The organism is Mesorhizobium koreense (assembly GCF_031656215.1).
Taxonomy (GTDB): domain Bacteria; phylum Pseudomonadota; class Alphaproteobacteria; order Rhizobiales; family Rhizobiaceae; genus Mesorhizobium_L; species Mesorhizobium_L koreense.
On record NZ_CP134228.1, the window covers coordinates 3,202,195 to 3,214,768 of the forward strand.

At 62.9% G+C, this 12,574-nt stretch carries 13 protein-coding genes and 1 pseudogene; 10 read left to right on the forward strand and 4 right to left on the reverse strand.

Going from position 1 to position 12,574, the window contains the following annotated elements:
* Window positions 1-26 precede the first annotated feature (26 nt).
* From RBH77_RS15250 to RBH77_RS15260, 3 genes are all read right to left on the reverse strand, one after another.
* Window positions 27-476 carry a pseudoazurin gene (locus tag RBH77_RS15250; RefSeq protein ID WP_311028441.1) on the reverse strand — a complete coding sequence of 150 codons (450 nt, stop codon included), beginning with the start codon at window positions 474-476 and terminating at the stop codon, window positions 27-29.
* A gap of 47 nt (window positions 477-523) precedes the next feature.
* Entirely contained in the window at window positions 524-865 is a 342-nt protein-coding gene (fdxA, locus tag RBH77_RS15255) for a ferredoxin FdxA (RefSeq protein ID WP_311028442.1), read from the reverse strand.
* 93 nt (window positions 866-958) lie between these two features.
* Entirely contained in the window at window positions 959-1,258 is a 300-nt protein-coding gene (locus tag RBH77_RS15260; protein WP_311028443.1) for a hypothetical protein, read from the reverse strand.
* A gap of 215 nt (window positions 1,259-1,473) precedes the next feature.
* Here RBH77_RS15260 and RBH77_RS15265 point away from each other — a divergent pair, with 215 nt between their 5' ends.
* The 5 genes from RBH77_RS15265 to RBH77_RS15285 are packed head-to-tail and all read left to right on the forward strand — an operon-like array spanning window position 1,474 to window position 4,595.
* Window positions 1,474-1,728, forward strand: coding sequence for a DUF2249 domain-containing protein (locus RBH77_RS15265; protein WP_311028444.1), 255 nt, complete (start codon window positions 1,474-1,476; stop codon window positions 1,726-1,728).
* A gap of 54 nt (window positions 1,729-1,782) precedes the next feature.
* Entirely contained in the window at window positions 1,783-3,141 is a 1,359-nt protein-coding gene (locus RBH77_RS15270) for a hypothetical protein (RefSeq protein ID WP_311028445.1), read from the forward strand.
* A gap of 16 nt (window positions 3,142-3,157) precedes the next feature.
* Window positions 3,158-3,691 carry a DUF2249 domain-containing protein gene (locus RBH77_RS15275; RefSeq protein WP_311028446.1) on the forward strand — a complete coding sequence of 178 codons (534 nt, stop codon included), beginning with the start codon at window positions 3,158-3,160 and terminating at the stop codon, window positions 3,689-3,691.
* Between the two features lie 35 nt (window positions 3,692-3,726).
* Window positions 3,727-4,350, forward strand: a complete 624-nt coding sequence (locus RBH77_RS15280) for a NifU N-terminal domain-containing protein (protein WP_311028447.1) — start codon at window positions 3,727-3,729, stop codon at window positions 4,348-4,350.
* A gap of 8 nt (window positions 4,351-4,358) precedes the next feature.
* The gene (locus RBH77_RS15285) at window positions 4,359-4,595 is read left to right on the forward strand and encodes a hypothetical protein (protein WP_311028448.1); all 237 of its coding nucleotides are present in this window, start codon (window positions 4,359-4,361) and stop codon (window positions 4,593-4,595) included.
* 36 nt (window positions 4,596-4,631) lie between these two features.
* Here RBH77_RS15285 and RBH77_RS15290 read toward each other — a convergent pair whose 3' ends face one another.
* The gene (locus RBH77_RS15290; protein ID WP_311028449.1) at window positions 4,632-5,150 is read right to left on the reverse strand and encodes a single-stranded DNA-binding protein; all 519 of its coding nucleotides are present in this window, start codon (window positions 5,148-5,150) and stop codon (window positions 4,632-4,634) included.
* 1,008 nt (window positions 5,151-6,158) lie between these two features.
* Here RBH77_RS15290 and RBH77_RS15295 point away from each other — a divergent pair.
* The 5 genes and pseudogenes from RBH77_RS15295 to RBH77_RS15315 all read left to right on the forward strand — a co-directional run.
* Window positions 6,159-9,293, forward strand: a pseudogene (locus RBH77_RS15295) (beta strand repeat-containing protein); the annotation flags it as partial.
* Between the two features lie 518 nt (window positions 9,294-9,811).
* The gene (locus RBH77_RS15300) at window positions 9,812-10,864 is read left to right on the forward strand and encodes an autotransporter outer membrane beta-barrel domain-containing protein (protein WP_311028450.1); all 1,053 of its coding nucleotides are present in this window, start codon (window positions 9,812-9,814) and stop codon (window positions 10,862-10,864) included.
* Between the two features lie 180 nt (window positions 10,865-11,044).
* Complete coding sequence (locus tag RBH77_RS15305; protein WP_311028451.1) at window positions 11,045-11,365, forward strand: ArsR/SmtB family transcription factor; 321 nt, start codon at window positions 11,045-11,047, stop codon at window positions 11,363-11,365.
* The gene (locus tag RBH77_RS15310; protein WP_311028452.1) at window positions 11,362-11,808 is read left to right on the forward strand and encodes an SRPBCC family protein; all 447 of its coding nucleotides are present in this window, start codon (window positions 11,362-11,364) and stop codon (window positions 11,806-11,808) included. Before RBH77_RS15305 ends, RBH77_RS15310 begins: the two co-directional genes overlap by 4 nt.
* 10 nt (window positions 11,809-11,818) lie before the next feature.
* On the forward strand, window positions 11,819-12,424 hold the full coding sequence (locus RBH77_RS15315) for an ATP-dependent Clp protease proteolytic subunit (RefSeq protein WP_311028453.1): 606 nt from the start codon (window positions 11,819-11,821) through the stop codon (window positions 12,422-12,424).
* The last annotated feature ends 150 nt before the right edge of the window (window positions 12,425-12,574 follow it).

The window sequence follows — 12,574 nt, forward strand, 5'->3', positions numbered from 1 at the left end:
TCGAGCCCAGATGCAATGGCCTTCTGTTACTTGGCGCTCGCGGCGTATTGCTTGAAAAGGTCCGCGAACTTCGCCTTCGCCTTGCCGGGCGTCTTGAAGGCCTTGGCCGCATCGAGATTGGTCGGCGTGCCGACGACGACGAGCGCGACCATCCCCATCGCATAATGCGGCTGGCACTTGACGCCGTACGCCCCGGGAACATCGAACTTGACGGTTATGTCCTGGCTGATCTTGCCGGTAAACGGCTTGGCGCCTGCCGGCATCATACCGTCGATGCTGGCGGCGTCATGTCCCTTGTCCGCCGCGACGAAATGGACACTGTCTCCGGGCTGGATGCGGACCAGGTCAGGCTCGAAAACGTAGGCGCCGCTGGCGCCGTGATTGAGCATCTTGACCTCGACCTCGGCCGCCTGCGCACCGCCGATCACCGTCAATGCCAGGGCGCCGGCCGCGATTGCCACGAATGAATAACGCATTTTCTTTTCCTTTCATACGCCGCCCGGGATGAGCGGTGTGGGGGCCTTCAGGCGTCTCCCTCTCCTGGTTCAGGGCTAAAGAAACGAAGCTTGTCGGAGGTGCCGTTCAGTTGGTCCGCGTCAGGCAGCGGCGGCTTCTTCCGCGTGATGTTGGGCCATTTGTCCGCGTATTCATGGTTGAGCCGCAGCCAGTCCGCCCCGACCGTCGGGTCGGTATCCGGGAAGATCGCCTCGGCCGGACACTCGGGAACGCACACGCCGCAATCGATGCACTCGTCGGGGTGGATGACGAGCATGTTCTCGCCTTCGTAGAAGCAATCGACCGGGCAGACTTCGACGCAATCGGTGAACTTGCATTTGATGCAATTGTCGGTGACCACATATGTCATTGGATGCCCAGTGGGGTTGTGCAGTCGTCGCGCGCAAAAGAAATATTTTCAATGCGTCTTTTTGTCGGGACGATACCGTCACGACGCCGCGTCTTACGCGGCGGCCTGATCCACCTTGGCCGCCCGTCGCCCGCGCGGAAGCTTTGCGGCTCTCGCGGCGGCAAGAGCCATCCACTCGTTCAGAAGGCCCTGATCCTCTTTCGAAAAGCGGGCACGAAGCTTCATCGCCTCGAAGGAATCACCCGGATGGCACCGATCATAGTCGGAGGCGACCAGCGACTCGTAGTAGGCGAGCAACTCCCGGTCCTCGGGGCCGATTTCCTGCCGCACGCCATTCGCGGCCATCCGGAACCTCTCCATCACCACTTCCGTCATTTCTCTCACCTCGTCCATTAGAGGCCGCTTCGTTCCGCCGACATCCGGACATGCCCGAAAGCGCGCCAGGAACGCCGTTACGTTGGCTGTCTCCATAACTCTTAAAAGATATATTGACAATGTATCTTTTAGGATCGACACTCGTTCGGTGAGCTTCACGATAACCGCCTAAGCACCGCCGGCGGGGCCCGACCGGCGAAACCGACACCTCTTCAAACGAAGGAGAAAGCCCTATGACCGAAGCATCAAGTGGCGCCGAGATCATCGACGTCCGCAGCCTCATTCCCGCCCAGCGGCACGCGAAGATCTTCCAGCTCGTCGATGCATTGCAACCGGGCGCGTCGTTCATTCTCGTCAACGATCACGATCCCAAGCCGCTCTATTATCAACTCGAGGCCGAATACCCCAACCAGTATTCCTGGACCTATGTCGAGCGGGGGCCGCAGGTCTGGCGCGTCGAGATCGGCAAGCACGCCAAGGCCGCATAATTCGTTTCATTCGCGGCGCCGGTCCGGCCGGCGCCGCTCTTCCGGGTTGCCGTTATGATCGGTGTCTCACTCTCGCGCTGGACCATGGCCTATTTCGCCGTGGCGATTATCTCGCTCCTTCTGGGCGAGGTGCTCATGGTTGCCGGCTATGGCTTTCCAGCCGTCCCCATTCAGGCGCCGCAGACACTTGTTCTTGTTCATCTTATCGCAATCGGCTGGCTGAGCCTCCTCCTGTGCGGCGCGCTCTTCCAATTCGTCCCTGTCCTTGTCGCGCGCTCCCTTTACAGCAACACGCTGCCGCTCCCGACACTGCTATTCCTGCTGGCGGGGCTCGGCGCATTGCTCGCCGGCTTCCTCCAACTCGCCGGCGCGATCGATTTCGCACCTTCGCTGCTTCCTTATGGCGCCATCTCGCTCGCGATCGGCTTTGCGCTTGTCCTCTACAATCTCGGCCGCACGCTCTGGCAGGCGCGTCCGCTGCCGCTGCAAGCACGTTTCGTCGCGGTGGCGCTCATTTGCCTGGCGGCAACCGTCACACTTGGCGCGATATTCAGCTTTGTCTTCGGCACGACGGTGCATTCGGACGCGCTTCTTGCGATTGCCGGTTACGGGCTTCCCCTCCATGTCTCGGCCGGCCTTGGCGGCTGGCTTACCTTGGCGGCGATCGGCGTGAGCTATCGCCTGCTCGCGATGTTCATGCTGGCGCCCGAACTGAACGGGCGGAGACCGCAAGCCGTCTTCTGGCTCGGCACCAGCGCGCTTGCCGTAGCCATATTGGGCGGCCTCGCATCGCTGCTTGGCAATATGTCCGTTTTTCCCGCGCTTCTTCTAGGCGGCGCCCTCGGCGCAGTCGCGATCGCGCTCTACCTCGCCGATGCCGTCCATCTCTACCGGGCCCGCAAGCGCCGCATCATCGAACTGAACAGCCGAATGGCCGCGTTCGCTCTCGCTTCCCTTGCAGCGTCCATCGTTCTGGCGGCCGCACTGCTCGCTCTTGGCAGATTCGCCGAACAGGTAGGCGCACTCGTCTTCCTCGTCGCCTTTGGGTGGCTGGGCGGGCTCGGCCTCGCCAAATTGTACAAGATCGTCGCCTTCCTCACATGGCTCGAATGCTACGGTCCCGTCCTCGGCAAGATGGCGACGCCGCGAGTGCAGGACCTCGTGGTCGAGGCGCGGGCGCGCAACTGGTTCGTCGTCTATTACCTCGCGGTCTGGGGTGCCACCCTTGCTCTCCTGGTCGGCCAGCCCGTCCCTTTCCGGTTCGCCGCCGCCATCATGACCGTCGCCACCTTGGCGATTGCCGCGCAACTCGTACGCACCCGGCTTCTGTCGAATATAACGGCCGCCGCTCGCCTGCCCGAAGGCGTCGGCCGGCCGCATCTCCTCGTGTGCATGCCAAGCCCCAACCGATGACAAGGAGGATTTCCTCATGACCGAGACTTTTGCAGAACTGGACGTTCGCCCGATCCTTCGCGAGGGTGGCGAGCCCTTCGGGAAAATCATGGAGGCCGTTCAGACACTCGCGCCGGATCAGGGCCTGCGCCTCTACGCCACGTTCAAGCCCGTTCCGCTGTTCCACGTCCTCGGCAGCAAGGGCTTCAGCTATGAGGCGAACGAACTCGACGGCGGCGACTGGGAGGTGCTGTTCCGGCGCTCGGGCACCACGGCGCCCGCCGAACCGGTTGCCGTGGCCGCCGCATCGGACGCGGCGGGATGGCCCGAGCCAGTTGAGCAGATGGACAATCGCGACCTCGACCCGCCCGAACCAATGGTCCGCATCCTGGCCGCGCTGGAGAAAATGGAACAGGGGCAGGTTTTGTCGGCGCTTCTTTGCCGTGAGCCGATCTTCCTTCTGCCGGAACTGGGGAAACGCGGCCATGCATGGCGCGGAGCCTTCGAGCCGGACGGCACAACCTACAAGATCCTAATACGTATCGGTGGACACCGGGACGCCGCGGCCTGACGGGCTCCATCGTCCTCATGCCTTAAGGAACCGAAATGTTCATCCAGACCGAAGCCACGGCCGATCCGGCCACCTTGAAATTCCTGCCCGGCAGGGAAGTACTTTCCGACGGGCCGCTCGATATGGCCGACGGAGCCGCGGCCGCCCGTTCGCCGCTTGCCGCTCATCTCTTCGAAATCCCCGGCGTGACAGCGCTTTCCTTCGGGCTCGACTACATCACCGTCACGAAAGACGGCGGCGACTGGCAGCATCTCAAGCCGGCGCTGCTCGGCGTGATCATGGAGCATTTCATGTCGGGCGCACCGGTTCTTTCGGAACCGGCAAAGGCCACGGCCAACCGCGCTTCGGCGACCCGGGGCCCGCTGGCGCAAAAAGTCACGGATGCGCTGCGGCTCGTCATCGATCCGGAACTCGGCTACAACATCGTCGATCTCGGGCTGGTCTACGACGTCAGGACGGAAGGTCATGACGTCGACATCATCATGACCACGACGACGCGCGGCTGTCCGGCGACGAACTACCTCAAGGAAGGCGCGAACGACGCGGCATGGTCCGTGGAGGGTGTCGAAGCGGTTGAGGTCAATCTCACCTACGACCCGCCATGGGCGCCCGAGATGATGAGCCCCGAGGCGAAGGGCCATTTCGGCATCATGGATTGAGGCGCCCCATGTCCGACAATAGCCCCTCCGCCATCGTCCAAAGTCCCGCGCGCCCGACAGCCGAACTGTGCGAAATCCTCGTAGCAGGTCTCAAGGCGCTTGCCGAAGCCGGCGAGCCGGAAGCGGCCTGCAAGCTAGCCGGACGTGCCTGCGCAACATTGCGCAAGGAAAACCCGGAACAATGGAGCCGGTTCAACAAGCTGTTGCACCGACTGAGCCCAATAACGGGTTCTCCCGCCGAGTAGAGACGGCACCCGGCTTACGCCGGCACTGCCAATTCGTCAGAACGGAATCTCATCGTCGAGGTCGCGCGAGAACCCGCCGCCTTCGCCGCTGCCACGGTTACCTGGACCGGACTGGCCGAAATCGGAACCGCCCCTGCCCTGTTCGCCGCCGCCATAGTTCTGGCCGCCGCCGCTGTAGCCGACCTGTCCCTCGCCGCCCTGGCCCCGTGAATCGAGCATCTGAAGCTCGCCGCGGAACTTCTGCAGCACCACTTCGGTCGAATAGCGCTCCTGCCCCGACTGGTCCTGCCATTTGCGTGTCTGCAACTGGCCTTCGATATAAACCTTCATGCCCTTCTTGAGGTATTGCTCGGCGACCTTGGCGAGGTTGTCGTTGAAGATGACGACCCGGTGCCATTCGGTACGTTCCTGCCGATCGCCGCTGTTCCGGTCGCGCCAGGTCTCAGTCGTGGCCACTCTCAGATTGACGACCGGATCGCCGGAATTCAGCCGGCGGATCTCGGGATCGGCGCCCAGATTGCCGACCAGTATGACCTTGTTCACGCTACCCGCCATGACGCTTCTCCACGCTTGTCCGAAACCGAGCCTTCTTCGCACCGACAGGCCGGCGAGTCGATGCGACGGCCCGCGCCCGTCCACAGTTCATTTCTGTTCTATATTTGTTCTACAAAACCTCTTCCCGACAGTCAAGCCAAGGAACGATACCGCGATAAAGAACTTCCTCTCGTCGCTCGAAATCTTACCCCAATCGGGGGCATTCCGCAGGCTCGCATCGGTCACGATACAGCCTTGCAAGCATCGCGTTCATCGATTGCATATTATCGGCATACGTGCGCAAATTCCTTTGAATCGAACAATGGTTCGTGTACAACCGCCACTCGTCTCATGGGGGGAACCAACCTCGCTGGCCCGCGCTTCGACGCGGCGCCGACGATGTTGAGGTAGCCAAGACAGCAGCGGACATCTTGCCCAATGCCTTCCTCAGTGCGGCGCCTGCTGTGCGGCGGGAAGGGCGGGGCAATGACTCAGGATCGATCGCATCAACGCGGCCAATCTCGGCTGGTGGAACGCTATTCTCTGGCATTGCTCGGCGTGACATCGACGCCTGTGCGCCAGATGGCGCGGGCGATTTGGAGCAGTCATCACAGATTTGCAACGATGCGCCCTACGAGCGCGATCAGCGCGCTGCGCTTGTGCCTCACGTTGTTCGCGCTGGTGATATTACTGCCGAGCGCCGCGAACGCCGCCTGCACCACTATGAGCGTGCCCGGCGCGAATACCACGCCGTCGACCAACCCGATGGTATCCGGCGGCACGATCGCCATCGACGCCACGTCGTGCCAAGGCGTCGCCGGCTTTGGCATTGGGGATATCACGACACCGGCAAGCCACGGCACGGCGACGATCACCAACCATGCCGCCTCGCAGATCAGCTATAGCAATAACGGTGACGGCGCCACGACGGACACTTTCGCGTTCGACGACGGCACGGGCACCAACAACGTTACCGTGACGGTGCACATTGCCGCGAAGACCTCGTCCATCACCATCTCGCCATCGACCATGCCTTCGGGCACCGTGGCGGTCGCCTATCCCATTCAAACCTTGAGCGCATCCGGCGGGACCACGCCATATACCTTCTCCGTCAGCAGTGGTTCCCCGCCTCCCGGCCTGACACTCAGCGGCAATACCATTTCCGGTACGCCCACCACGCAGGGCACCTATTCGTTCGCGATCACAGCGACCGATAACGCAAGCACTACCGGTACGGCGAGCTATTCGATCTCGATCGGGCCAGCTAGCGTCAACGTCACCAACACGCCCGCGGATGCGGTCGTCAATTCCCCCTATTCCTTCACCCTGACCGCGTCCGGAGGAACACCTCCCTACACCTATACGATGGACAGCGGCACCACGCCTCCGCCTGGTCTATCCTTGACGCCCGATGGCACAATCAGCGGCACGCCAACCGCGACGGGCACCACAAACTTCACCGTACGCGTGACGGACAGCAGCCTGCCGAGCCATTTCTTCTCGGCCAACAATCTATCCATCACCGTGCAGAACATGCCGCCCCCTGTCGCCAATGCGGTCAGCGCGACGGTGGCTTACGACAGCACCAACAACCCGATCACACTGAGCATTACCGGCACGCCGACGTCGGTGGCCGTCGGCACCCAGGCCACCCACGGCACGGCGACCGCCAGCGGCACCTCGATCACCTACACGCCGACCGTCGGCTATGCCGGCCCCGACAGCTTCACCTACACCGCCACCAACAGCGTCGGGACGTCCTCGCCCGCCACGGTGACGATCACGGTTTCGCCGCCGACCGTCACCTACACGCCGGCCAATCCGCCGGCCGGTATCGTCAGCGTCGCTTACAACCAGTCGATCGCGGGCGCGAGCGGCGGCACGGCGCCCTATACCTATGCCCGGGCCTCGGGTTCTTATCCGCCTGGTGTCACGCTCGCCGCCAACGGCACGCTGAGCGGCACGCCGACCGCTGCGGGGACATTCAACTTCACGGTCAGGGCCACGGACAGTTCAACCGGAACGGGTCCGTTTTCATCGGCTCCCGCCAATGTGACGGTGACCATCAACGTCCAGGCGCCGGTGGCCAATCCCCTCAGCGCGACCATAGGCTATGGCAGCACCAACAACCCGATCACACTTGACGTTACCGGCGGTGCGCCGACGTCGGTGGCCGTCGGCACGCAGGCCACCCATGGCACAGCCACGGCCAGCGGCACCTCGATCAAATATGCGCCGACCGCCGGTTACGCGGGTCCGGACAGCTTCACCTACACCGCAACGAACGCCGGCGGTACGTCCGCTCCGGCGACCGTGACGATCACGGTGTCGCCGCCGACCATCACCTACACGCCCGCCAATCCGCCGGCCGGCACTGTCAACGTCGCTTACAGTCAGTCCATCGCGGGAGCGAGCGGCGGCACGGCACCCTATACCTATACCGTTGCTAGCGGTACCTGGCCAGCCGGGCTGACGCTGACTGCCAATGGAACACTGAGCGGTACTCCGAGCGCGGCCGGGACATTCGCCTTCAAGGTCGTGGCGGCTGACAGCTCGACTGGCACAGGACCGTTTTCGTCGGCGCCGGCAGACGTGACAGTAACGATCAAAGTCCAGCCGCCAGTTGCGAACCCGGCCAACGCGACCGTGGCTTACAACAGCGCCAACAACCCGATCACACTTGACGTTGCCGGCGGTGCGCCGACGTCGGTGGCCGTTGGTACACAGGCCACCCATGGCACAGCCACGGCCAGCGGCACCTCGATCACCTATACACCGGCCTCCGGTTATTTCGGGCCGGACAGCTTCACCTACACCGCCACCAACGCCAGCGGCACGTCCGTGCCGGCGACAGTGACGATCACAGTGTCGCCGCCCGCGGCGCCGACGACGGCAGCGAAATCCGTGACCGCTCCCTACAACACCGTGGCGAGCATCGACCTGTCCGGCTCGATTACCGGCGTGGACATCTCCTCTGTCGCGGTCGCCAGCGCGCCCAGCCATGGGACCGCGACGGTATCGGGCGAGACGGTGGCCTACACCCCCTCCTCCACGTTCTATGGCGGCACCGACACTTTCACCTACACCGCGACCAATCCGGGCGGCACGTCGGCCCCCGCCACCGTCACTATCACTGTCGGCGCGCCGTCGGCGCCGGCGGCCGCTGCGAAAGCGGTGGGGACGCCTTATAATACCGTGGCGAGCATCGACCTGTCGGGCTCGATCACCGGCGTGGACATCACCTCTGTCGTGGTCGCCAGCGCCCCCGGCCATGGGACCGCGACGGTATCGGGCGAGACGGTGACCTATACCCCCTCCTCCACGTTCTATGGCGGCACCGACACTTTCACCTACACCGCCACCAATCCGGGCGGCACGTCGGCCCCCGCCACCGTCACTATCACAGTCGGCGTGCCGTCGGCGCCGGCGGCCGCCGCGAAGGCGGTGATGACGCCTTTCAACACCGCTGCGACTATCGACCTGTCGGGCTCGATCACCGGCGTGAATGTCACCTCCGTCGCGATCGGCACGCCGCCGGCACATGGCACCGCTTCGGTGTCCGGCGAGACAGTGACCTACACGCCATCCTCGACCTTCTATGGCGGCACCGATACTTTCACCTACACGGCGACCAATCCGGGCGGCACATCGGCGCCTGCCACAGTGACTGTCACCGTTGGCGCCCCGCCAGCACCGACCGTGGCGGCGAAATCTGTCACGACGCCTTACAACACTCCGGCGAGCATCGACCTGTCCGGCTCGATCACCGGCGTGGGCGTCACCTCCATCACGGTCGCCAGCGCCCCTAGCCACGGAACAACGGCGGTCTCGGGGACGACGGTGACCTATACGCCGGCCGCGAGCTTTTTCGGCGGTAGCGACAGCTTCACCTACACGGCGGCCAATGCGGGCGGCACTTCGGCTCCCGCCACCGTGACAATCACCGTGCAGGCAAGGCCGCCTCTTGTCTTCGCACCGGCAGCGGGCTCCCTGCCCGGAGCGACCGCGGGCTCAAACTACTCGACGACGATCGCAGCTTCGAATGGTACGGCGCCCTACACCTATATGGTGACCGCCGGATCCTTGCCTTCCGGGCTGACATTCAATTCTTCGACCGGCCAGATCAGCGGCGTGCCGACGGCGCTAAGCAATGCGAGCTTCACGGTAACGGTAACCGATCAACTGGGCTTTAGCGGAACCGCCGCGTATACCCTCAAGGTTTCAGCTCCGGCGATTGTCGCCCCCTCGCTTGGCGCTTCGGCAACCGCTGGCAGAACCGCCACTGTCGATCTCACCTCGACCGCAACAGGCGGGCCATTCACCGGGGCGACCCTGGTCTCGCTCTCGCCCTCGTCGGCGGGAACGGCCGTCATCACGCTCGGTGACACGGCCGACGCGAGCGGGATGGTCATGGCATCGCTGATGGCGAGCGGTCATTACAAACTCAAATTCACCCCGTCCGCCACCTTCTCCGGCACTGCGGTTGCGACCTACACGCTCTCGAACGCCTACGCGACCTCGGCTCCGGCGACGGTCACGTTCTCGGTTACCGCATTGCCCGATCCGACGATGGATCCGGACGTGGCGGGTGTCGCGAACGCGGAAGTCGAAGCGACAAAGCGCTTTGCGCAAATGGAGATCGACAATTTCAACAGTCATCTCGAACAACTGCATCATGGCGGATGTCTCACCAACAGTTGGGGGATAAATCTGAGCGACAATCGTCAAAGCACCCAGGAACAGCGGGAACAGGACGATCTCAATCAGAACCCCGGCCAGATCCCCGGCTTGTCGGAAGAAGGGGCCTCACAGGGCGGCCTGTCTGGCGGGTCCACGGGCAAAGGCAGGAAAAACGGGCATCATCAAAAGACGGCCGATCACAGCAACGACGCCTGCTCTCCTATGCGGACGGCTCTCTCGCCTTCTGGACGGCGGGTTCGGTCAATTTCGGCTCGACCGATTTCACCGACGACAGCAAGAATTTCGACTTCACGACCTTCGGCATCAGCGCCGGAATGGACTACAAGTTCAGCGATCGCTTTGTTGCCGGCATCGGCTACGATCAGAGCTTCATCAGCGATGATGGAACGCGCACAAATGGTCTTGCCTACAGCGCGGCGATCTATGGAAGCTTCCATCCTTCAAACGGCGTCTTTGTCGACGGGGTAGCGGGCTATGGCTGGCTTCACTTCAACTCCAGGCGTTTCGACTCGTCGTCCGGCGATATCTTCGACGGCTCGCGTGACGGACGGCAGGTTTATGGATCGCTGACGGCGGGCTACGAGACGAAGCTGGGCGGCTTTTTCATATCGCCATATGCACGGCTGAGCGCTTCGCACAGCAACCTCGACGCCTTCAGCGAAGACAGCACCGAATGGTCGGCAATCCGATACGGGAGCCAATCCATCGATATGCTGACCGGCATCGTCGGACTGCGGCTCGCCTATGAGATTCCGACGGACTGGGGCAGCATGACACCCAAGCTGCGCCTTGAGTACGGGCACGATTTCGCCAGCGGGAGCAGCCTTGCACTGTCCTACGCGAACATCACCGGCAGCCCGTCCTACCTTCTGAAGACGGCCGACACCGCTCGCGACTACGCTACCATCACTTTCGGGACCGATATGCGGATTGGTACGGGATGGACCTTCGGCGCCGACTATGGCTTCACCGTCGATGGGCAAGACGGTGTTGGTCCTGAGCAGATCCAATTACAGGTTGCGGGAAAATTCTGAGGGCAACAAGGCACCGCCAATCGCGACAACTCTTGGACAGCTACGCCGAAAAAGGCGAGCTTATCCAGCTTTCCCGCTGATCTCCTTAGCCTGACAGGCAAGCTTGACCTGCGGGTTCGGCCAAGCCGGCACACCAAATAAGCCCTTGCTTATCTGATAAGCGCATGCTTATTTATTTCCATGAACGAAGCCGAATCGGAAGTCTTTCGTGCGCTCGCCGACCCGACGCGTCGAGCCGTCTATCAGCGTCTTGCCGATCGCGAGATGAGTGTATCGGAGCTGCGCAAGGGGCTTGAAGTCTCGCAGCCTGCGGTATCGCAGCATCTTGCCGTGCTGCGCGGTGCGGGACTGGTATGCGAACGCCGGGAGGGCAGGTTCTCCTATTATCGGGTCGAACCCGCCGGCCTCGCGCCGCTGATCGACTGGGTCGCGCGCTACCAGGCTTTCTGGCCCGAACGCGTGGAGAAACTGAAGGAAGTTCTGAAGGAGATGGACCAATGAATAGTAACGATCGTGAAGACGAGGTCCGCTTCGAAACCGAACTGGACGCGTCGCCGGAGAAGGTGTGGCGCGCTCTGACCGTGCCTGAAATCGTCGAACGCTGGTTGGCGCCGAACGACATCCGGCCGGAAGAAGGCCACGCCTTCAGCCTGCAGGATGAGGACCACGCCATCGAGTGTGAGATCGTCGATGCGAAACCACCGTACATACTCAGCTATTCCTGGCGCGAAGAAGGTGGCCCGGACAGCCTGGTGCGTTTCCATCTTGCGGGCACCGAAGCCGGCGGCACGCGCCTGACCATCGTCCATAGCGGCCTCGCCCGCCCTGCCCTGCCGACGCTGCGTGTCGCCGGTGTCTCCGGCATGCGCATGTCGCTCGGTGCGGAACGGTCGGGCATGCGGATGATCGCCGCGAACGCGCCAGTGACGGCGCTTGCGGCCTGAGGAGAGAGCCATGTCCAACAATCTCGTGCCGATGGTGATCGAGCAGTCGAGCCGCGGCGAGCGCGCCTTCGATATCTTTTCCCGGCTGCTGCGCGAGCGCATCATCTTCGTCAACGGCCCGATCGAGGACGATATGGCGGCGCTGGTCTGCGCCCAGTTGCTGTCATTGGAGTCGGACAATCCGAACAAGGAAGTGGCCCTCTACATCAACTCGCCCGGCGGCATGGTCACCAGCGGCTTCGCCATCTACGACACGATGCGCTACATCAAATGCCCGGTCTCGACCGTCTGCATCGGAACGGCGCGCTCGATGGCGTCTTTCCTGCTGATGGCGGGAACGCCCGGCCGCCGCATCGCGCTGCCCAATTCCAGCGTCGTCGTCCACCAGCCGCTCGGTGGCTTCCAGGGCCAGGCGTCCGATATCGAACGCCATGCCGAGGACATCGTTAAGACCAAGAAGCGGATGATTGCGCTCTATGCGAAGCATTGCGGGCGCAGCGTCGAGGAAGTCGAACGAACGCTCGACCGGGACTACTTCATGACCGCCGAAGAAGCGAAGGCGTGGGGCCTGGTCGACCATGTCTACGACACGAGGGATGACAACCTCGCGGCGTGAACTGCGGCAATGGATTTATGGGAGCTACCGTGCGTCCTTCGAGGCTCGCTTCGCTCGCACCTCAGGATGAGGGAGGATAGTGCTGACGCTCCAGCACCAATTTCTGAGGTCCGCTAAGTCCCACTAGATTGCCCGAGTTTCAATATGCCG